Source organism: Aromatoleum evansii (assembly GCF_012910805.1).
Lineage (GTDB): Bacteria > Pseudomonadota > Gammaproteobacteria > Burkholderiales > Rhodocyclaceae > Aromatoleum > Aromatoleum evansii.
Genome location: NZ_WTVK01000055.1, coordinates 1 through 20,166, shown reverse-complemented (window position 1 = coordinate 20,166; position 20,166 = coordinate 1). Strand labels below are relative to the sequence as shown.

Genomic DNA, 20,166 nt, shown 5'->3' with positions numbered 1-20,166 from the left:
TGATGGAAATTCCCCCGAATTGTCCGAAGCCCCTCCGTGCGCCTCATCGTCCGTTGAGACTACGCGCCGCCGGCGGTATCGCGGCACGATTCGTCTGAATGGACGATGCCTCCCTGCTTCGGAGCGGGAGAATAAGCCTCCAATGAGAACCTTCGTCCACGCCATTTCAGACGCCTGAACAATCAATCACCCCCTTCCCGCCAGGAGCCCCCTGATGAATTCACCCGACCTGCCCATCCCTCTCGAGCAGTTCGTCGAGCTCGACACCGGCCTGCGTCTGCATTATCTCGACGTCGGTCAGGGGCCGGCGGTCGTATGGCTGCATGGCAGCGGCCCGGGGGCGAGCGGCTACAGCAACTTCAAGGGCAATTACCCGGCCTTCGCCGAGGCCGGTTTCCGCAACATCGTGCTCGACCTGCCCGGCTTCGGGCGGTCGGACAAACCCGCCGACGCGCAGTACGACCTCGATTTCTTCGTCGCCAACCTGCACGCCTTCCTGCGCGCGATCGGCATCGAGCGCTGCACCCTGCTCGGCAACTCGCTCGGCGGCGCCATCGCGCTGGGCCAGGCGCTGGCGCATCCCGAGACGGTCGAGCGCCTGATCCTGATGGCGCCGGGCGGCGTCGAGGAGCGCGAAACCTACTTCCGCATGGAAGGCATCGTGCGCATGGTCGAGACCTTCGCCAAGGGGCCGATGGGCCCGGCACAGATGCGCCATGTGATGAGCCTGCAGGTGTTCGATCCGGCACTGCTCGACGACGCGATCATCGCCGAGCGCGCCGCCATTGCCCCCTTGCAGCCGGCCAACCTGTTCTCCACGATGCTGGTGCCGAACATGACGGAGCGCCTGCATGAGATCAGCGCGCCGATCTTCGGCTTCTGGGGCACCGACGACAAGTTCAACCCGCACAGCGGTGCCCTCAAGCTGATCGAGAACGCCCGCAATGCGCGCATGATCCTGCTCAACCGCTGCGGCCACTGGGTGCAGGTCGAACATCGTAATCTCTTCAACCGCAGTTGCATCGATTTTCTGACCAAGGGGTAAGCCGAGTCATGGGAGCCTTCGACAATCTCTTGCAGCCCGGCCGCATCGGCAGCCTGGAACTCCGGAACCGCATCGTGATGGCGCCGATGGGCTCCAACTTCGCCGAATCCGACGGCACCTGCGGCGAGCGCATCCAGGCCTATTACGAGGCGCGCGCGGCCGGCGGGGCCGGCCTGATCACGATGGGCGTCGGCGCGATCGCCTACCCGCACGGCACGGCCGAGCCCTACCAGCTCGGCCTGTCGGACGACAAGTTCATTCCCGGCCTGAAGGGGGTGGTCGATCGCGTGCACAAGCACGGCGCGAAGATCGCCATCCAGCTCCAGCACGCCGGCAAGACCTCGGTCCGCGACCTTGTGGAGGGGCGCGAGCTGTGGGTGCCGTCGATGCCGCCGGCAGTGAAGACCGACATGTTCGCGGCGCTGACCCAGGAAGAACTGGGCTCCTTCATCAGCTCGTCGAAGGGCCGCGAGAAGGCCGGCGTGAAGATCCGCGTCATGGACAAGGCCGACATCGCGCAGATGACCGAGTGGTTCGCCGCGGCCGCAGATCGCGCACGCCGCGCGGGCTTCGACGGCGTCGAAATCCACGCTGCCCACACCTACATCATCGCCGGCTTCCTGTCGGGCTACTTCAACAGACGCGACGACGAGTACGGCGGCTCCATCGAGAATCGCGCCCGCTTCATGCTGGAAGTGATCGCCGCCGTGCGCGAGCGCGTCGGCGCAGACTACCCGGTGTGGCTGCGGCTCGACGCCTACGAGCTGCGCATGGAAGGCGGCATCACGCTCGAAGAGGCCAAGGTGTTCGCGAAGATGGCCGCGGCGGCCGGCTGCGACGCGGTGAGCGTGTCGGCCTATGCCAATACCAACACTGGCGTGGCCTTCACCGAGGCGCCGCTGGTGCAGCAGAAGGCCGGTTTCCTGCAGTGGGCGGCCGAGATCAAGGAAGGGCTGGAGATCCCGGTGATCGCGGTGGGCCGACTGGAACCCGAGGTCGCCGACAACGCGGTCGCGGCCGGCCAGTGCGACTTCGTCGCGATGGCGCGCAAGATGCTCGCCGACCCGGATCTGCCGAAGAAGCTCGCCGAGGGCCGGCCCGAGGACATCCGTCCCTGCATCTACTGTTACGCCTGCGTCAGCCAGATTTTCATCAACGAACGGGTCAAGTGCGCCGTCAATCCGATGACGGGCCACGAGGCCGAAATGCAACTCGTGCCGGCGGCCAGGCCCGGCCACGTCGTCGTGGTCGGCGGCGGCCCGGCGGGCATGGAGGCCGCGCGCACCGCGGCGCTGCGCGGGCACAAGGTGACGCTGCTGGAGCGCAGCGGTCGCCTGGGCGGCACGCTGTTCTTCGCCGCCCTCGCCTATGCCGAGAACGGCGCGCTGCTCGACTATCTCGTCACGCAGATGCACAAGCTCGACATCGACGTGCGTCTCGACACGACCGCCACGCCCGAGCTGATCCGCGAACTGAAGGCCACGGCGGTGATCGTCGCGAGCGGGGCCGAGCGCAGCGCACCGCCGATTCCCGGCGCGGAGCTCGATCACGTGTGGTCGGGCGACGAGCTGCGGCGCCTGATGACCGGCGATCGCGCCGACGAGATCGCCAAACGCAAGCTTTCCCTGGCCCAGCGCGCGCTGATGAAGGCCGGCAGCCTGGTGGGCGTCACCGACAGCACCGATGCGATGCAGAACCTCTCGCGGGTTTGGATGCCGCTTGGCAAGAAGGTGGCGATCATCGGCGGCGGCCTCGTCGGCGTCGAACTCGCCGAATTCCTCGTCGACCGCGGGCGCGAGGTCGTGGTGCTGGAGGAAGGCCCCAGCCTCGGCCGCGAACTCTCCATCGTGCGGCGCTGGCGCGTGCTCGACACGCTGCGTCAGCACGGCGTTGCGCTGCACACGAAGGCGAAGGTGGAAGCGATCGAGAAGAAGAAGCTGATCTACACCGACGCCGAGGGCAATCGTTGCGAACTCGCCGCCGAGTCCGTGGTGCTGGCCGTGGGCGCGCGTCCGGACGACAGCCTCGCGCGGTCGCTCGAAGCGGCGGGCGTGCCGGTCAGCTCGGTCGGCGACGGCGCACAGCTCGGCTACATCGAAGGCGCGATCCGCTCGGGCATGCTTGCCGGGCTGTCCGCCTGAACGCGCCAGGGACGGGGCGATGCGCCTCGTTCCGCCCACTGAGACGGATCCCATGCCCATCGACCGTACCGCAGTGCCCGCCGCGCGTCGCCGGCTTTGCTTCGAAGCCCTCCCCGGCATCCCGGAAGTGCGGCCGGGCGATGCGCTGGACGAACTCGTCATGCGCGCGCTCGATGCTGCTGCGATCGAACTCGCTCCCGACACCATCGTTGTCGTCGCGCAGAAGATCGTCTCCAAGGCCGAAGGCCGCTTCGCGTGGCTCGATGAGGTCACGCCATCCAGCCAGGCCCTCGAACTCGCGCGCATTACCGGCAAGGATGCACGTCTGGTTGCACTTACGCTGGCCGAATCGACCCGCGTGCTGCGTGCGGTGCCGGGTGTGCTCATCGTGCGCCATCGCCTGGGCTATGTCATGGCCAATGCCGGCATCGACCTCTCGAACGTGCCGGACGAAGGCGGACGCGAGCGGGCCTTGCTGTTGCCGCTCGCTCCGGATCAGTCCGCCGCGGCGTTGCGCGCAGCCCTGCGCGCGCGCACCGGCACGTCGGTCGGCGTGATCATCAGCGACAGCTTCGGCCGCCCGTGGCGCAACGGTGTCGTGAATGTGGCCCTCGGCTCGGCCGGCATTCCGGCGCTGATCGATCGCCGCGGCGAGCCCGATCGCCACGGACGCACGCTGCAGATCACCCAGACCGCGTTCGCCGACGCGATCGCCGCCGGTGCGGCGGTCGTGATGGGCGAAGGCGACGAAGGCATGCCGGTGGTGCTCGCGAGCGGCTTCCTGCCCGCCGCCCCGGAGATCGATTGCAAAGCGCTGCTGAGGCCACTCGGGGCGGACCTGTTCCAATGACGGCAAGACACATCCTCGCCCTGAGCGGCGGCGTCGGCGGCGCGAAGCTTGCCGACGGCCTGCAGCAAGCCTGCAACGATGGCCGCCTCACCGTGGTCGTGAACACCGGCGACGATTTCACCCACCTCGGCCTCAACATCTCGCCGGACGTCGACACCGCTCTGTACACGCTCGGCGGCGTGGCCAACCCCGAGACCGGCTGGGGACGGCGCGACGAGACCTGGACCTTCATGGACACGCTGGCCCGACTCGGCGGCGAAACCTGGTTCCGGCTCGGCGACGGCGACCTCGCCACCCACGTCGAGCGTACACGCCGGCTCGCGGCCGGCGAAGCGCTCTCCGCGATCACGGCCGACTTTGCGCGCCGCCTCGGCATCCAGGCCGATGTCGTGCCGATGTCCGACCAGCCGCTGCGCACACGTGTCCACAGCGACGAGGGCATCTTCGACTTCCAGGATTATTTCGTCCGCCACCAGTGCCGGCCGGTGACCCGGTCGATCGAGTTCGCCCAAGGGGACGACGTGCGCCCCTCCCCCGCCGTCCTGGCGGCGCTGGCCGACGACGCGCTCGACGCGATCGTCATCTGCCCGTCCAATCCTTACCTGAGCATCGCCCCGATCCTCGCCGTGCCCGGCCTGCGCGACGCGCTGCGTGAAGCCGGCGTGCCCATCGTCGCCGTCTCGCCGCTGGTGGGCGGCGCGGCGGTCAAGGGGCCGACGGCGAAGATCATGGCCGAACTCGGCGTGCCGGTGACTGCTGACGAAATCACGCGCCAGTATGACGACCTGCTCGCCGGCTTCGTGCTGGATGAACGCGATGCCGCCCTGCGCGAGCGGATCGCCGTGCCGGTGCATGTCACTGACACCTTGATGCGCAGCGCAGACGACCGCGTGCGTGTGGCGCGGGAGACCGTGGACTTCGCGAAGCACTTGAAGGCTCGGGCTTGAGCTGAGCGGGATAACCCCCACGACGACACCACGCGCTCCACACCCATTTCGGGGTACTCATTGTCGGTTGGCAGATATTCGCGACAGACCGTTTTCGGCCCGTCCTGCTGGTCCCGAAGGGCGACCGTCCAAAATGGGCAACGCCCGTGTAAAATATGCCTTTTGGGTTTCCGAGTAGCCCTATGTGAAGACCGGTAATTGTTGTAGGTGATCGAACATCGCATGGCGGTGTGGTAATCACCGGTTCCCCATTCACCGATGTCGGCGGGAAAGCGGTTGCCCGAATCGGCGACAAGGTAACGTGTCCACAGAAAGGGCACGGTTCCGTGACTACCATCGTGACAGGGGATTTGACGGCGATCATCGATGGTCAGCCGGTGGCTCGACATGGCGACAAAACGGCCTGCGGAGCGACGCTGATTTCCAGCCAGATACTGACCTATGTCGACAATGAAAGCGCCGTCGGCTATTCGCCTTCCGGCAACTCGTTCGCGCAGCCGGCGGCGGCCGGCGATAAGCTTAAAAATGATGCGCTTCGTCACGAGATCCGATTTCAGGCGCTCGATGCCGCAACCGGACAACCGGTGCCGCATAACCCGTATGTCGTGCCCCCCCAGGATGGCACGCGGACCGAGGGCGTGACCGATGGCAACGGCCTTACCGAAATCATCAATGCGGATCAGCCCGAGGATGTATCGGTGCACTTTTATTTCCGCTCGCCGAGCGGTGACACCATCCAGCGTGGGGATTTGGCATGAGTGATGTCCGCATCGACGATCTGAAAACAGGCTCCTTTGATACCTGGGCCACTATCGAAGCAAAACGTGCCGAGGCGGTCAAAACTGTCACGGTCAAGGTCGACCACAAGGCAGCGACGCGCCAAGCGATCATTGTCGCGGTCCGCAAGGCCGGCATTCCGTTAATGACCCGCTCCGAGTGGAAGGCCAAGCCGTCCGCACGCTCCGATGGTCCGGATTGGGACTACCGCGCTATCGTGATTCACCACGCGGGAAACAGCTATTCGTGTTCGGCCGATGGTGCCGAGTTGATCCGCAAGGCGGAAAATACGGACATTGCGAGCTTCGGACACATCAGCTACCACTACGCGATAGATTGCAAGGGCACGATTTACGAGGCGTTGGATATACGGGAAAAGGGTGCGCATTTGAAAGCGGCCAATACCGGGAAAATCGGCATCGTGTTCTTATCAGATTTTTCCCTACCTGGTGAAGCGGCCGCGCATGGCCCCTCATTGAGTGACAGCTTCAAGCGGGGTGCAAAGGCTGGGGTCGCTGAAATACTTGGCCAAGCCAAGGATGCTGTTTCAACGAGTTGGGACACACCGACAACGCCACAACTTAATGCCGTCGATGTCCTGGTGAAGACGCTCGTTGAATACTTCAAGATTGCGATGCTTGGCGGCCATCGCGAGTTTGCTTCGGCGAACGATCAAGGGCGGGCCTGCCCAGGAGCGCACGGGTTGAAAATCGCCCGCGACTTACGGAATCGGTATGGCCTCGATGTTCCGAAATAAGCCGAAACTGGCGATTGGCGCCGGCCTCCTGCTGGTTTTCACACTGTTCGTCGGGATCGACATGGAGCCTGTACTGTCGGACCATGAGCTTAGTACTGTGCCTGTGCCATTCATCAAAAGACAGCCGGCCTTGGCTTTGGTCTTCTCGCTCCCTGTTGAGCCATTTCGAGTGATGCACCACGTTCAAGACATGCCCGACGTGAAGCGCCGGGCGCTTCAACGATACTGCGCTGTTCGGTTCGGTGAAAGCGAGGCTGAATGTTTGGCAACCCTTGAGGGGCGGCTAAGGGAGAGCGGGTTCTACAAGGCGGAGTAGCCGTTCCTGGTATGCAGAATAGATCAGCCGCGATAGACGCTTTTCGCCCCGCCCTGCGGGTCCGGTAGGAGCCACAGGGGCGGCTAACACCGAGTTAGCAGCAGACGGCTTCGGTCAGGCCACCGACGGCAGCCAGGAAACCCCGTTGATGTGGGAGCCGCCGTCGACGAACAGTGTGTTGCCGGTCATGTAGCCCGCCCCGTCGCTGCAGAGGAATGCGACCACATTCCCGATGTCCTGCTCCGCTTCGCCCATGCGCCCCATCGGGTTCTGCTTCAACAACAGCGCGGCGTTCTCCGGTGACGCGGCGGCAAAGCGTTCATAGGCCGGCGTGCGGGCGGCGGGGCAGATCGCATTGACCGTGATGCCGTGCGCTGCCCACTCGCGCGCGGCACTGCGAGTCAGACATCGCAGCGCCTCCTTGCTCACGTTGTAGTCGGCGGTGTACGGGTGAGCATTGACGCCGTTGAGCGAGCACATGTTGATGATGCGCCCGTAGCGCCGGGCCTTCATGTGGGGGAAGGCGCTCTGCATCGCGGCCAGCGGGGCGTAGAGACTGCCCTGCAGGGCCCGCGCAAAATCCGCCGCGGGCTTGGCTTCGAGCGGGCCCGGAAGATTGCCGAGGTAAGCGTTGTTGACGAGGATGTCGAGGGCCCCGAAGCGGCCGACGACATCGCGCACCAGCTCTTCCATGCTGGCACTGTCGGCGATGTCGCATCCGATCGCATCTGCGTCGGCGCCGTGAGACCGGATCAGGGACACGGTTTCGGCTGCGGCCTGCGCATTGATGTCGGACACCACGACACGCGCGCCCTCCACCGCCAAACGGAGTGCAACGCCACGGCCTATGCCCTGGCCGGCGCCGGTAATGACAGCCACCTTGCCGCCCAGCAGCCCGCTGCCGGGCTCCTTCATCGCTTCATGCCTCCACCGGCGTCATGTCGCCGTATCGCTGTACATGGAAATCACCATCGCCCAGCAGGGCCTGCGCGACGCGGATGCGCTTGAGGAAGAGGCCCACGTCGAGTTCGTCGGTGACGCCCATGCCGCCGTGCATCTGCACCGCCTCGCGGCTGATGCGGTGGGCGACATCGCCGGCCTTCCACTTCGCGAGGCTCGCGAGGCGGGCGCGACCGGCGGCATCGAGCGTCGGGTCGTCCATCGCCGCAAGCCCCGCCATCACCGCGCTGCGCGCGAGTTGGAGATGCGCGTAGCACCACGCCGCGCGATGCTGCAGCGCCTGGAAGGAGCCGATCGGCACGTCAAACTGCACGCGCGTCTTGAGATACTCGACGGTGGTGTCGAAGAGGTTCTGCGTCATCCCCAGGAGCTCGGCAGCGAGGCACACGCGCCCGCGGTCGAGGGCGGCATCGAGCGCGGTCCACGCCTGCCCTTCCACCCCCAGCAGGGCGCCCGCGTCGACGCGCACCCCGTCCAGGCGCAGCCGGGCGTGATTGCGCGAGTCGATCATCCCCGTCGCAGACACGTTCAGGCCGAGCGCGTGCGCCGGCACGACGAAGAGGCTGAGCCCCTCGCGCTCGCCCGGCATACCGCCGGTGCGCGCGACGACGACGAAGGCGTCCGCCCCCTGCCCGTCGGCCACGAACACCTTCTCGCCCTGCAGCACGTAACCCGTGTCGCGGCGCTCCGCGCGCAGCGCGGTGGCGGCCGGATCGTGGCGCGCGTGCTCGTCGAGCGCGAGCGCGATGCGCTTGTCGCCGGCGATCAGCAAGGGCATCCATTCGGCCTGCTGGGCGCCGGAGCCGGCCAACTCGATCAGCGTGCCGCCGAGCACGATGCTCGACAACAGCGGCGTGGCGGCGAGATTGCGGCCGAGCGCCTCGAACACCGCGCCCAGGCCCATGCAGCCGAAGGCCAGTCCGCCCAGGTCCTCGGGGAAGGGAATGGCGCTCCAGCCCATTCCCACCATCTCTTTCCACAGCGCGTCGTCGAAGCGCGGAGCGGCGCCTTCATCGCGCAGCCGCCGCTGGGCGGCGACCGGGCTGCGTGCCTGCAGGAACTCGGCGGCGGTATCGGCCAGCAAGCGCTGCTCTTCGGAATACACCAGACTCATGGCAGACGACTCCTCACTTACCCTGTTTGCCTTCGGGAAGACCCAGCACCCGCTTGGCGATCACGTTCAGTTGCACCTCGGACGAGCCGCCGGCGATGGTCTGCGCGAAGCTGCCGAGCCACGCGCGGGTGAGCGCGAGTTCGCTGCTATCGAAGGCCTCGTCCTCCCAGCCCAGCGCGCGGTGACCCATCACGTCCAGCAGCACTTCGAGCTTGTCCTTCTCCTGCTCGGAATGGACGAGCTTCATGATCGCCATCAGGCCCGACACGTCCTGGCGCGTGCGCATCTCCTCGCCCATGCGCTGGGTGGTGATCGTGTAGGCGTGCTCGTCCATCGCCATTGCCAGCACGCGGGCGCGCAGCGCCACGTCTGCGGTCGATGCGGCATCGGCCGGCGGCAGGTAGCGCCCCGCCATCGACAGCAGATCGACATGGTTCGGCAAGCTGAACTCGCCGAACTTCGACATCGCGCGGCGCTCGTGCTGCAGCAGCGCCTTCGCCAGCGTCCAGCCGCCGTTGAGCGGGCCGACGAGCTGGTGCTTGGGCACCTTCACGTTGTCGAAGAAGACCTGGCAGAAGGACGACTTGCCGCTGATGAGATCGATCGGCCGCGCCTCGATGCCGGGCGACTTCATGTCCACGACCAGCAGGCTGATGCCCTGTTGTTTCGGCACGTTGGGATCCGTGCGCACCAGCATGTACATCCAGTCCGACTTGTCGCCGTAGGAGGTCCAGATCTTGGTGCCATTGACGACGAAGTGGTCGCCCTCGTCGACCGCCGAAGTCTTCAGGCTGGCGAGATCAGAGCCCGCATTGGGCTCGGAGAAGCCCTGGCACCAGCGGATCTCGCCGCGCGCCATGGGCGTGATCAGCTCGCGCTTCTGCTCCTCGCTGCCGAACTCGAGCACCACCGGCCCGAGCATCCAGATGCCGAGGTTGATCTGCGGCGGACGGCAGTGCAGGCGGCGCATCTCCGATTCGAGCACGGCGTTCTGCTCCGCGCTCAGGCCACCGCCACCATACTCAGCCGGCCAATCAGGACAGAACCAGCCCTTGTCGCGCATGCGCTCGAACCACAGGCGCTGGTCCTCGGTCCTGAATTCGACCGTCCTGCCCCCCCACACCAGCTCGCCATCGGGCATCGGCGTGCGCATCGACGGCGGGCAGTTGGCCTCCAGCCAGGCGCGGGTCTCGCGACGGAAATCTTCGATCGTGCTCATGATCCTTCCTGTTGTCTCCGGTCAGCGCGAACGCGGCATGCCCAAACCGAACTGGGCGATCAGTTCGCGCTGGATCTCGTTCGTGCCGCCGCCAAAGGTCAATGTAACCGAGGCCCGCACTTCATACTCGAGTTCGCCGAGCAGCGCCGCGGCGGCCGAGCCCGAACGGATCAGACCGCGCGCCCCGACGATCTCGCACAGCTTCCTCAGAATCTCGATCGCCGATTCCGAACCATAGACCTTGGTCGTCGACGCCAGCGCGACATCCATCCGGTCGCGGTCCAGATCCGCGGCGATGCGGAAGTTGATCAGGCGCATCGCCTCCAGCCGCGCATAGCATTCCGCCAGCAGCGAGCGCACCCAGGGTTGGTCGGTCGCACGGCGCCCCTGCTCGTCGGCACTCTTCGCCCACAGGTAGACGCGGCGGAAAAGGCCCGCGACCTTGTCCGACCACGATCCGAGGCCGAGGCGCTCATGGTTGAGCTGCGCGGTGATCAGCTTCCAGCCGCCGTGCAGCTCACCCACCAGCATGTCGGCCGGCACGCGCACGTTGTCGTAATAGGTCGCCGCGGTGGGGTTGCTGCAGGTCGGGATCACGGTGTGCGAAAAGCCGGGCAGCTTCGTGTCGAGGATCAGGATCGACACGCCCTTGTGGCGCGGGCGCTCGGGGTCCGTGCGCGCGGCGAGCCAGATGAAGTCGGCGGCTTCCGCGCCCGAGGTCCAGAGCTTGTTGCCATTGACGACGAAGTGCTCGCCTTCGGGTCGCGCGGTGGTCTTCAGCGCGGCCAGATCGCTGCCCGCCCCCGGCTCGGAATAGCCGATCGCGAACAGGATCTCGCCCGCGGCGATGCCCGGCAGGAACTTCGCCTTCTGCGCCGCACTGCCGTGCGCCATCAGCGCGGGCCCGACGGTGCTGATCGTCACGAAGGGCAGCGGCGCGCCAGCGATGTTGGCCTCCTCGAAGAAGATCAGCTGCTCGGTCGCCGCATAGCCCTGGCCGCCGTGCTCCTTCGGCCAGCCGACCGCGAGCCAGCCGTCGCGGCCCATCTTGCGGATCACGCTGCGGTACTCGTCGCCGCCCTCCTTGCCGCGCAGGCGCGCGCGCAGTTCGGGCGTCATCAGGTCCTGGAAGTAGTCGCGCACCCTGCGGCGCAGCGCGTGCTGTTCGGGCGTCAGGTCGACAAACATGATGGTCTCCCGGACTCAGGCCGTGCCAAGGATGAGGCCGCTCGTCGGCACGCCCGTTCCGGCGGTGACGAGCACGTTCTCGACCCCGGCCACCTGGTTCGCCGCCGTGCCGCGCACCTGACGCACCGCCTCGGCAACCCCGTTCATGCCGTGGATGTAGGCCTCGCCGAGTTGGCCGCCATGGGTGTTGATCGGCAGCTTGCCGCCGCGCGCATGATGGCCGGCGCGGATGAAATCCTTCGCCTCGCCGCGCTTCGCGAAGCCGAACTCCTCCAGCTGCGGCAGCACGAAGGGCGTGAAGTGGTCGTAGATCACCGCGGTCTGGATCGCGTCGGGGCCAAGGCCCGATTGCCCATACAGCTCCTTCGCGACCACGCCCATCTCGGGCAGGCCGGCGATGTCGTCGCGGTAGAAGGAGGTCATGCTCTGCTGCCCCTCGGTGATGCCCTGCGAACCCGCCTTCACGATCACCGGCTTCTGCCGCAGGTCGCGGGCGCGTTCGGCCGAAGTGATGACCATCGCCACGGCGCCGTCCGATTCCTGGCAGCAATCGAGCAGGTGCAGCGGCTCGGCGATCCAGCGCGAGGCCTGGTGGTCTTCGAGCGTGATCGGCTTGCCGTGGAAGAAGGCCGCCGGGTTCGTCGCGGCGAAGTCGCGCACGGCAACCGCCACGCGGCCGAAGTCCTCGGAGGTCGCGCCGTAGGTGTGCATGTAGCGCTGCGCGAACATCGCCACCCACGCCGCCGGCGTATGGAAGCCGTACGGCATGTACCAGCCGTAATTGACGTTCTCGAAGATCGGCGTCGAGCCGAAGCCGTAGCTGCCGGTGCCGAAGCGGTACCAGGAGCGCTCGTTCATCGCGCGATACACGACGACGACCTTCGCGACGCCGGTCGCGACTGCCATCGCCGCATGCATCACCGGCGCGCAGGCCGCACCGCCGCCGTGCGGGATCTGCGAGAAGAACTTGACGTTCTTGCAGCCGAGCAGGCGCGCGATCTCGTACTCGGGCACCTTGTCCATCGTGTAGCTGCTGAAGCCCTCGACCTCGGACGGGTCGATTCCGGCATCCTTCAACGCAGTCAGCGTCGCTTCCATCGCCAGCCGCAGTTCGGTGCGGCCGGAGTTCTTCGAGAATTCGGTCGCGCCCAGGCCGACGATGGCGGCGCGTCCGGAAAGAGACAGGTTCGTCATGTGTGCCGTGCTCCGCGGTTCAGGGCAGCACCACCGCGACCGTGCTGGTCACGTGGTTTCCCATCGAGTTCTTGCCCTTCAGCGTCACTTCCACGCTGCGCTTGGCGGCATCGCAGCCGCTCACCTCGCCGGTGAAGGTCATCGTGTCGCCGGGGTAGTTCGGGGCGCCGAGCTTGATCTTCAGCGACCCGAAGCGCGCACCGGGACCGGCCCATTCCTCGACATAGCGCTGCACCAGCCCGCTGGTCGTCAGGATGTTCATGAAGATGTGCGGTGAGCCCAGCTTGCGCGCGGCGTCGCGGTCGTGGTGGCCGGGGAAGTAGTCGCGCGTGGCGATCGCGCCGCCCGCGATCAGCGGCACGGTGATCGGGATCGCCAGCTCCGGCAGGGCCTCGCCGGCGCGCACTTCGTCAAAGCGTCTGGTGTTCTTCGAGGTCATATTTCCATCCCAGCGTGTCGTTGGTTGCGAGCCAGTCTCCCAGCCGCGCGAGGTTCGCGGTCGCGCCGCCGAGCGTGATGCCCAGCGCGCGGCTCCAGTAGAGGTAGCGGTGGATCGGGTAGGTCAGGTCGACGCCGATGCCGCCATGCACGTGCTGCGCCTTGTGGCCGACGATGTGGCCGGCTTCGCAGGCGAGGTACTTCGTCGCCAGTGCCTCCGGGCGAGCCGGCCGACCAGCGTCGAGCCGGTAGCACAGCTGCCACAGGGCGGAGCGCAGCGCTTCGACGGCGATGTGCGCGTCGGCCATGCTCATCTGCACCGCCTGGAAGGTGGCGATCGCGCGCTCGAACTGCTGGCGCTCGCTCACGTAGGCCACGGTGCGGCGGATCTGCTCGCTGCTCACGCCCAGCTGCAGCGCGGCCAGCGCGGCGATCGCGCGCGGTTCGAGCCATTCCAGCGCGGCTTCCGGCAGGACGGCACTCGCGGCAATCGCGACGCCGTCGAAACGCAGGTCGGCCACCGCCTCGCCGTGCGTGAAGACGCCGGCCGTTTTCGTGATGCCGGCGGCGCGCAGGTCCACCAGTACCAGGCGCGGGCCGTCCGGGCATTGCGCGAGGATCAGGCCTCGGCAGCAGTCGGCCCCGAGCGCCACCGCATCGGCGCGGCCGTCGAGGCGCCAGCCGCCGTCGACCGCATGCGCGGTCAGCGCCGCACCCCGCTGCGGGTCGTCGAGCGCCAGCGTGACCAGCATGCGGCTCTCGGCCGCCGCGGTCACGACTTCCGCGCACGCCTCGCCGCCGAACCGCGCCAGCGTCGCCGCGGCGAGCTGGTGGCGCCACAGCGGCACCTGCCCCAGCGCACGGCCCTGCGCCTCCAGCACCAGCATCAGTTCGGTCATCCCGAGACCGCTGCCGCCAGCCGCTTCGGGCAACGCCAGCGCATGCAGGCCGGTCTCGATGCACTTGCCCCACAAGTCCTGCATGAAGGGCGTGCCGGCAGTGTCGAAGGCGCGCAGGCGCTCGTCGGTACAATGGTCCGAGAACAAGCTGCCAGCCATCTCGGCAATGGCGCGCTGGTCCTCGCTCAGTTCGAAGTCCATGATCCCTCCCTTACGGCGCCACCGGGCGGAACAGCGGCAGCGTCAGTTCCCCGTCGTCGAAGGACTGGAACTCCACCTGCACGCGCTGCCCGATGCCGATCTCGTTGCGCTTCACGCCCACGAGCCCCGCGACGAGACGCACGCCCTCATCGAGCTCGATCAGGCCGACCGGATTCGGATAATCGAAGGGCGGCACCTCCGGGTAATGCATGACGACGAACGAATAGATGCTGCCCTTGCCCGCCGATTCGACGGTGTCCCACTCGAAGGAGTGGCACTTCGTGCACACCGGCCCCGGCGGATGGCGTAGCGTGCCGCAGCACTTGCAGCGCTGGATCAGCAGCTTGCCGGCGGCGGCGCCCTCCCAGAAGAAGCGCGTGTCGTCGCTCATGCCGGGCTTGGGCCGCTTGATCTTCGGCGCAGCGGGCGCAGCGTCGGCCACAGGGGCCTCGGTCGCGGATTGCGCGTTGGCGGGGCTGAACTTGAAGACGCGGAACAGGAGCTCGCCGACCTTCTCGTTCCCGGCGGGCTTCTCGCTGAAGAAGCTCATGATCAGCGTGACGAAGTAGCCCGTGCCGAGCGCGGTCGTCTTTTGCTCGCCCACCGCATCCAGCCGGGTCGTGTAGTAGAGCTTCTCGCCGACCTTCACGTAGCGCTCGAAGCTGAGATCCGAGTTCACCGCAACGACCGACTGGTAGCCCTGCCCCTCCATCAGGCGCAGCACCTCGTAGGGGTTCTCCGTCGTCGAGCCGGGCGGGTAGTTGTTCGCGTGCAGCCCTTCCAGGCACCACGCCTGCAGCATCGCCGGCGGTGCGACGATGCCGCCGTACTCGGTGGTCGCGGCGTAGGTGGCGTCCGTGTACATGGGGTTATCGACGCCCATGATCTCGCACCACTGGCGGATCATCGGCGCATTCACTTCGTCCCAGGCGTAGACGCGACCATATTCGCGCCCCACCATCGCCCGCACTTCGCTCATCCAGTCCTGTTCGGCCAATTTCGTCTCCAGCATCGTTTGGGTTGTTCGCAAGGGCTCACTCGTGCGCGGCGCCGGCGGCCAGGAAGGCCGGCCGCTCGCCGCCGCCGTTGAGCAGGAGGTTGCAGCCGCTGGCGTAGCTCGCCAGCGGAGAGGCGATGAACACGCAGGCGTTGCCGATGTCCTCGGGCGTGGCGAGGCGTCCCGCCGGGATCGTTGCGCCGACAGCCGCGATGCCAGCCTCGTCGCCGTAGTGCAGGTGCGACTGCTCGGTCTGCACCAGGCCGGGACTCACCGCGACGACGCGCACCTTCGGCGCCCACTCCACCGCCAGCGACTGCGCGAGCGACAGCACGGCGGCCTTCGCCGCGCCGTAGGCGGCCGTGCCGGGCGAAGCGCGCAGCGCGCTGATGCTGCCGATGAAGACGATCACGCCGCCCCCGTTCTGCTCCTGCATCATCGCGTTCGCCAGCTGGGCGACGTTGAGCGGGGCGAGCAGGTTGAGGCGGATGATCCCTTCGTGAAAGCGCGGCGACGCCTTGTCGGCGAGCGCGAAGGGCGCACCGCCGGCGTTGTTCACCAGCACGTCGAGCCGGCCGTGGCGCTCGCGGATCGTCGCGAACAAGGCCTGCAGCGACTCGTGGTCGCGCACGTCGGCGGCGATGAATTCCGCCCGCGCCGTTCCGGCCTCCGGCTCGGTTTCGGGCGCGTTGCGTCCGCATACGATCACGCGCGCCCCTGCGGCCAGAAAGCTGCGCGTGATGCCCAGTCCGACGCCCTTCGCCCCGCCCGTCACCAAGACCACCTTGCCCTCGAAGTCGAGGCCTGTCCCGATTGCCACTGCGATCTCCTGATTGCTGCCTTGATCGCAATTTAAGCAAGCGGTGCAAAGCCCTACGTCGTCTGAACGGACGATGAGCCGGGCGGAGGGCGATCGAATAATCGGTCCCGATCCCCACGCTGCGCGCCCCGTGGCCGCAGTTCAATGGAACCACCGAGGAACCCATGTCCGACGACGCCTCCCTCCCCGTGCTGCTGGAGCGGCCCGAAGCCGGCATCGCCGTGCTGCGCCTGAATCGCCCGCAGGCCGCGAATGCGCTGAGCCTCGACTTGCAGGCCCTGCTCGCGCAGCACTTCGGCGAACTCGCGGACGACCCCGACGTGCGCTGCATCGTGCTGACCGGCGGCGACAAGGTCTTCGCGGCCGGCGGCGACATCACCAGCATGGCGGGCGTCGGCCCGATCGAGATCTACCGGCGCCACACCGAGCGCCTTTGGGCTCCGATCCGCCATTGCCCCAAGCCCGTGATCGCCGCGGTGTGCGGCTACGCCTACGGCGGCGGCTGCGAACTGGCGATGCTCGCGGATCTCATCGTCGCCGGCGAAGGCGCGCGCTTCTGCCAGCCCGAGATCCGCATCGGCATCATGCCCGGCATCGGCGGCACGCAACGGCTGGTGCGCGCGGTCGGCAAGGTCAAGGCGATGCGCATGGCGCTAACCGGACAGCCGATCAGCGCCCACGACGCCTGGATCGCCGGCCTCGTCAGCGACCTCGTCCCCGACGAGCGCGTGCTCGACACCGCGTTGGAAATCGCTCGCAGCATTGCCGCGATGCCGCCGCTCGCCGCCGAGCAGATCAAGGAAGTGATCCTCGCCGGCGTCGACGCCCCGCTCGACACCGCCCTCGCGCTCGAACGCAAGGCCAACGCGCTGCTCTTCGCCTCGCGCGACCAGAAGGAAGGCATGCAGGCCTTCATCGAGAAGCGGCCGGCGAGATTCGAAGGCCGCTGAGCACAAACGGGGAAGGCGCGGGCGGCGCCTACCTCGACTCCCGCTCGGAGAGCCGGGGGCAGGCATATCCCTCGGCGGAAGCAGCCTGACCGACCCTACATCGCGCCAGCCAACGCCCGCAGCTCGTTCTTCATCACCTTGTTCGACGCATTGACCGGCAGCGCCGGCAGGAAGCGCACGAAGCGCGGCACCTTGTAGTTCGCCATGCGCTCACGCGACCAAGCGATGAGGCCCGCTTCGTCGAGTTGCCGGCCCGGACGCAGGACCACGCACGCGCAGCCCACCTCGCCCATGCGCTCGTCGGGCAGACCGATCACCGCGACCTGTGCGATCGCCGGGTGCTCGGTCAGCGCCGCCTCGATCTCGGCCGGATAACAGTTGAAGCCGCCGACAATGAACATGTCCTTGAGGCGGTCGGTGATGCGCAGATAGCCGCGCGCGTCCAGCGTGCCGACGTCGCCGGTGTGCAGCCAGCCCTCGGCATCGATGGTCTCGGCCGTGGCCTTGGCGTCGCCGAAGTAGCCTTTCATGACGTGGAAGCCGCGCAGGCAGATCTCGCCCGCCTCCCCCGCCGCCAAGGGGCGGTTGTCGCCATCGACGATACGCACTTCGGTCCCGGGGATCGCGCGGCCGCTCGTGCCGGCGACTGTCTCGGCATCATCCGTCGGATCGCAGATCGTCGCGAGGCCGCCACATTCGGTGAGACCGTAGGCGGTCGTGACCACCGAGAACCCCAGTTCGCGGCGCATGCGCTCGACCAGCACCGGCGGGATCGTCGCCGCACCGGTGACGGCGATGCGCAGGCTCGTGACATCCGTCTCGGCCAGGCGTGGATGGGCGAGCATCGACAGATATAGCGTCGGCGGCCCGGGCAGCACGGTGATGCGGTCGGCCTCGATGCGGCGGAACACCACTTCGGCGTCGAACACCGGATGCGGCAGGATGGTCGCGCCGCCGATCAGGCAGGTCAGCCAGCCGGCCTTGTAGCCGAAGGCGTGGAAGAAGGGATTCACGATCAGGTAGCGGTCGCCCGCGACGAGCCCGATCACGCGCACGTATTCGCTGAACGCGCGCACGCAGGCGCCGTGGGTGCTCATCACACCCTTGGGCTTGCCCGTGGTGCCGGACGTGAACATCAGGTCCGACAGGTCTTCGGGGCACACCGCCCTCGCCCGCTCGAGCGCATCGGCCTCGCTCACGGCGGCCCCGCTGGCGAGGAACTCCGCCCACGCGCACTCGCCGTCGCGAAGGCCCCGCGCAGTGCCGTCCGGCAACACCACCACCCGATCCAGGCTGTCCGGCCGCAGTGGCGCGAGCATCGCCGGATAGTCCGCGCCGAGAAACTCCCCGACCACGAACAACACCCGCGCGCCGCTGCGCCCGATGACGTCGGCCGCCTCGGCCCCCTTCATGCGCGTGTTGATCGGCACCATCACCGCACCCGCGCAATGCACGCCCAACGCGGCCAGCACCCACTCGTGGCAGTTCGGCGCCCAGATCGCGACGCGGTCGCCGTGCGCGATCCCCGCCGCCATCAACGCGCGCGTCACCGCCAGCGCCCGCGCGGGCAGGTCGCGGTAATCGATGCGCACCGCGCCGTCCTCGATCGCCACGCGCCCCGCGTGGTCCTCGGCCGCGCGCAGCAGCAGCGCGGGAATGGTGTTCGCCATGCGCTCGCTCATCGTCACGCCCCTCACGCCGCCGTGGCGATGTGATTCGCCGCGATGTAGCCGAAGGTCATCGCCGGGCCGAGCGTCGCGCCCGCGCCGGGGTAACCCGTGCCCATGACCGCTGCCGAGCAGTTGCCGATGGCATAGAGCCCCGGTATCGCGGTGCCGTCCTCGCGCACGACCTGCGCATGCTCGTTCGTGAGCAGGCCACCCTTCGTCCCGATGTCGCCCGCATCGAGGCGCATCGCGTAGAACGGCCCCTTCTGGATCGGCGCGAGGCAGGGGTTGGGCTTCACATTGCTGTCGCCGTAGTAGCGGTCGAAGACGTTGCCGCCGCGCGCGAACTCCGCGTCCAGACCGGTGCGCGCGTACTCGTTCATCTTGCGCGCGGTTTCCTCGAGGCCCTGCGCATCGACGCCGATCTGCGACGCCAATTCGGCGAGCGTCGGCGCCTTCCAATACACGGTGCCCAGCCACTCCTTCTTCAGGCGGCTGTCGGGCATGATCTGCGCGGGCATCAGCGGCCCCATCGCGTAGTTGAAGCGGAAGCCCGCATCGAAGATCACCCACGCGGGGATGGACTTGGCGCCGCTCTTCTGCTGATCCTGATACATCGCATCGACGAATTCCAGGTACGGCGCCGCTTCATTGACAAAGCGCCGGCCCTGCCCATTCACGACGATGGCCCCCGGGAAAGCGCGCTCGGCGAACACGCCGCGCGGCTTCTCCTCCTTCGGCACGCGGATCGTCGGCGCCCACCAGGCCTTGTCCAGCAGCGCCGTGGCCGCACCGGCCGCAACGCCCGCCTCCAGCGCCGCCCCCATGTTGTTGCCCGGCGGCGTCGCGCTCCACACGGCCTGCGTCGGCTGCGGCAGATAGCGTTCGCGCAGGGCCTGATTCTGCTCGAAACCGCCCGACGCGAAGATCACCCCGCGCCGCGCACGCACTTCCATCTCGCGCCCCTCGCGCACGACGCGCGCCCCGCACACCCGGCCACCCTCGAGGATCAGATCGCGGAATTCGGTCTTCAGCCACAGCGGAACCTTGCGGTCCTGCAGCGAGCGCCGCAGCGACGCGATCAGCGCCGTCCCCAGCGCCGCGCGCCGGTCGAACTTCGACTTGCGCCGCCACGCGAAATCCAGCTTGAAGCGCAGCATCAGGCCCAACACCATCAGCCGCCAACCGAATTCGCGCGACATCGCCTTGTGCGCCTGCCGCGCCGTCCATGCGATCCGCCCCATCAGCAAGTTGGAGGGCGCGCCTTGGCGCAGGTTGGGCAGTTCGTCCCCCAGCACGCTGGTATCGAACAGCTCGGGGTCCAGCGTCCGCCCGCCCGGCAGCGAGCCCGGCAGGTGCTGGTAGTAATCCGGATACTTCTCGGCGACCGCATAGCGCACCCGGCTCTTGTCCTCCAGGTGCTTGATCATCTTCGGCGCGTTGTCGAGGTAGGCCCGCAGCCGCTGCTCCGGCACCACGCCGCCGGTCGCCGCCTTCAGGTACTGCAGCGCCTTGTCGTAGCTGTCCTGGCCGCCTTTGGCCGCGAAATGGTGGTTGTTCGGAATCCAGATCCCGCCACCCGAGATCGACGACGTGCCGCCGAACTTGTCGCTCTTCTCCACCACCAGCACCGACAGCCCGTTATCCGCCGCCACCACCGCCGAAGCCAGCGCCCCGGCCCCGGCC

The 20,166-nt window shown here is 67.5% G+C and carries 19 protein-coding genes; 8 read left to right on the top strand and 11 right to left on the bottom strand.

Features of this window, described 5'->3' with window-relative positions; translation table 11 throughout:
• Positions 1-214 precede the first annotated feature (214 nt).
• From GO615_RS21960 to GO615_RS21930, 7 genes are all read left to right on the top strand, one after another.
• On the top strand, positions 215-1,045 hold the full coding sequence (locus GO615_RS21960) for an alpha/beta fold hydrolase (RefSeq protein ID WP_169132015.1): 831 nt from the start codon (positions 215-217) through the stop codon (positions 1,043-1,045).
• 8 nt (positions 1,046-1,053) lie between these two features.
• A complete protein-coding gene (locus tag GO615_RS21955) occupies positions 1,054-3,186 on the top strand; it encodes an oxidoreductase (protein WP_169132014.1) in 2,133 nt (710 codons plus the stop codon).
• Between the two features lie 52 nt (positions 3,187-3,238).
• A complete protein-coding gene (gene cofE / locus GO615_RS21950; protein WP_169132013.1) occupies positions 3,239-4,036 on the top strand; it encodes a coenzyme F420-0:L-glutamate ligase in 798 nt (265 codons plus the stop codon).
• Positions 4,033-4,983, top strand: a complete 951-nt coding sequence (gene cofD / locus GO615_RS21945) for a 2-phospho-L-lactate transferase (protein ID WP_169132012.1) — start codon at positions 4,033-4,035, stop codon at positions 4,981-4,983. The genes cofE and cofD overlap by 4 nt, the downstream gene beginning before the upstream one ends.
• Positions 4,984-5,180: 197 nt before the next feature.
• Positions 5,181-5,741 (top strand): PAAR domain-containing protein, encoded by a 561-nt coding sequence (locus GO615_RS21940; RefSeq protein ID WP_339380107.1) that lies wholly within the window; start codon positions 5,181-5,183, stop codon positions 5,739-5,741.
• Positions 5,738-6,517, top strand: coding sequence for a peptidoglycan recognition protein family protein (locus GO615_RS21935; RefSeq protein ID WP_169132011.1), 780 nt, complete (start codon positions 5,738-5,740; stop codon positions 6,515-6,517). Before GO615_RS21940 ends, GO615_RS21935 begins: the two co-directional genes overlap by 4 nt.
• Positions 6,495-6,833, top strand: coding sequence for a hypothetical protein (locus GO615_RS21930; RefSeq protein ID WP_169132010.1), 339 nt, complete (start codon positions 6,495-6,497; stop codon positions 6,831-6,833). Before GO615_RS21935 ends, GO615_RS21930 begins: the two co-directional genes overlap by 23 nt.
• Positions 6,834-6,947: 114 nt before the next feature.
• Here GO615_RS21930 and GO615_RS21925 read toward each other — a convergent pair whose 3' ends face one another.
• The 9 genes from GO615_RS21925 to GO615_RS21885 are packed head-to-tail and all read right to left on the bottom strand — an operon-like array spanning position 6,948 to position 15,863.
• Positions 6,948-7,748 carry an SDR family NAD(P)-dependent oxidoreductase gene (locus GO615_RS21925; protein ID WP_169132009.1) on the bottom strand — a complete coding sequence of 267 codons (801 nt, stop codon included), beginning with the start codon at positions 7,746-7,748 and terminating at the stop codon, positions 6,948-6,950.
• A 4-nt stretch (positions 7,749-7,752) separates the two neighbouring features.
• A complete protein-coding gene (locus GO615_RS21920; RefSeq protein WP_169132008.1) occupies positions 7,753-8,907 on the bottom strand; it encodes an acyl-CoA dehydrogenase family protein in 1,155 nt (384 codons plus the stop codon).
• Positions 8,908-8,920: 13 nt separating this feature from the next.
• Positions 8,921-10,126, bottom strand: coding sequence for an acyl-CoA dehydrogenase family protein (locus GO615_RS21915; protein ID WP_169132007.1), 1,206 nt, complete (start codon positions 10,124-10,126; stop codon positions 8,921-8,923).
• 21 nt (positions 10,127-10,147) lie between these two features.
• Positions 10,148-11,314: an acyl-CoA dehydrogenase family protein gene (locus GO615_RS21910; protein WP_169132006.1), complete on the bottom strand. Its 1,167-nt coding sequence runs from the start codon at positions 11,312-11,314 to the stop codon at positions 10,148-10,150.
• Positions 11,315-11,329: 15 nt separating this feature from the next.
• Positions 11,330-12,508 (bottom strand): lipid-transfer protein, encoded by a 1,179-nt coding sequence (locus GO615_RS21905; RefSeq protein WP_169132005.1) that lies wholly within the window; start codon positions 12,506-12,508, stop codon positions 11,330-11,332.
• A 19-nt stretch (positions 12,509-12,527) separates the two neighbouring features.
• Positions 12,528-12,947, bottom strand: coding sequence for a MaoC family dehydratase (locus tag GO615_RS21900; protein WP_169132004.1), 420 nt, complete (start codon positions 12,945-12,947; stop codon positions 12,528-12,530).
• Entirely contained in the window at positions 12,919-14,046 is a 1,128-nt protein-coding gene (locus GO615_RS21895; protein WP_169132003.1) for an acyl-CoA dehydrogenase family protein, read from the bottom strand. Before GO615_RS21895 ends, GO615_RS21900 begins: the two co-directional genes overlap by 29 nt.
• A gap of 10 nt (positions 14,047-14,056) precedes the next feature.
• Entirely contained in the window at positions 14,057-15,076 is a 1,020-nt protein-coding gene (locus GO615_RS21890) for a bifunctional MaoC family dehydratase N-terminal/OB-fold nucleic acid binding domain-containing protein (protein WP_246262407.1), read from the bottom strand.
• 4 nt (positions 15,077-15,080) lie between these two features.
• Positions 15,081-15,863 carry an SDR family oxidoreductase gene (locus tag GO615_RS21885; RefSeq protein WP_339380104.1) on the bottom strand — a complete coding sequence of 261 codons (783 nt, stop codon included), beginning with the start codon at positions 15,861-15,863 and terminating at the stop codon, positions 15,081-15,083.
• 164 nt (positions 15,864-16,027) lie between these two features.
• Here GO615_RS21885 and GO615_RS21880 point away from each other — a divergent pair, with 164 nt between their 5' ends.
• Entirely contained in the window at positions 16,028-16,813 is a 786-nt protein-coding gene (locus GO615_RS21880; protein ID WP_169132002.1) for an enoyl-CoA hydratase, read from the top strand.
• A gap of 95 nt (positions 16,814-16,908) precedes the next feature.
• On the opposite strand, the gene GO615_RS21875 is transcribed toward GO615_RS21880, so the two are convergent.
• Together GO615_RS21875 and GO615_RS21870 are read right to left on the bottom strand one after the other, a co-directional pair.
• Positions 16,909-18,495 carry a FadD3 family acyl-CoA ligase gene (locus tag GO615_RS21875; protein ID WP_169132001.1) on the bottom strand — a complete coding sequence of 529 codons (1,587 nt, stop codon included), beginning with the start codon at positions 18,493-18,495 and terminating at the stop codon, positions 16,909-16,911.
• An 11-nt stretch (positions 18,496-18,506) separates the two neighbouring features.
• Positions 18,507-20,166, bottom strand: a 1,660-nt coding sequence (locus GO615_RS21870) for an FAD-binding protein (RefSeq protein WP_169132000.1), incomplete at its 5' end; no start/stop codon positions are given.

Excerpts from the sequence above, each read along its gene's own strand:
- GO615_RS21960 (WP_169132015.1), top strand. The coding sequence starts at position 215 with ATGAATTCACCCGACCTGCCCATCCCTCTCGAGCAGTTCGTCGAGCTC.
- GO615_RS21925 (WP_169132009.1), bottom strand. The coding sequence starts at position 7,748 with ATGAAGGAGCCCGGCAGCGGGCTGCTGGGCGGCAAGGTGGCTGTCATT.
- GO615_RS21905 (WP_169132005.1), bottom strand. The coding sequence starts at position 12,508 with ATGACGAACCTGTCTCTTTCCGGACGCGCCGCCATCGTCGGCCTGGGC.
- GO615_RS21915 (WP_169132007.1), bottom strand. The coding sequence starts at position 10,126 with ATGAGCACGATCGAAGATTTCCGTCGCGAGACCCGCGCCTGGCTGGAG.
- GO615_RS21900 (WP_169132004.1), bottom strand. The coding sequence starts at position 12,947 with ATGACCTCGAAGAACACCAGACGCTTTGACGAAGTGCGCGCCGGCGAG.
- GO615_RS21895 (WP_169132003.1), bottom strand. The coding sequence starts at position 14,046 with ATGGACTTCGAACTGAGCGAGGACCAGCGCGCCATTGCCGAGATGGCT.
- GO615_RS21920 (WP_169132008.1), bottom strand. The coding sequence starts at position 8,907 with ATGAGTCTGGTGTATTCCGAAGAGCAGCGCTTGCTGGCCGATACCGCC.
- GO615_RS21935 (WP_169132011.1), top strand. The coding sequence starts at position 5,738 with ATGAGTGATGTCCGCATCGACGATCTGAAAACAGGCTCCTTTGATACC.
- cofE (WP_169132013.1), top strand. The coding sequence starts at position 3,239 with ATGCCCATCGACCGTACCGCAGTGCCCGCCGCGCGTCGCCGGCTTTGC.
- GO615_RS21955 (WP_169132014.1), top strand. The coding sequence starts at position 1,054 with ATGGGAGCCTTCGACAATCTCTTGCAGCCCGGCCGCATCGGCAGCCTG.
- GO615_RS21930 (WP_169132010.1), top strand. The coding sequence starts at position 6,495 with ATGGCCTCGATGTTCCGAAATAAGCCGAAACTGGCGATTGGCGCCGGC.
- GO615_RS21910 (WP_169132006.1), bottom strand. The coding sequence starts at position 11,314 with ATGTTTGTCGACCTGACGCCCGAACAGCACGCGCTGCGCCGCAGGGTG.
- cofD (WP_169132012.1), top strand. The coding sequence starts at position 4,033 with ATGACGGCAAGACACATCCTCGCCCTGAGCGGCGGCGTCGGCGGCGCG.
- GO615_RS21875 (WP_169132001.1), bottom strand. The coding sequence starts at position 18,495 with ATGAGCGAGCGCATGGCGAACACCATTCCCGCGCTGCTGCTGCGCGCG.
- GO615_RS21880 (WP_169132002.1), top strand. The coding sequence starts at position 16,028 with ATGTCCGACGACGCCTCCCTCCCCGTGCTGCTGGAGCGGCCCGAAGCC.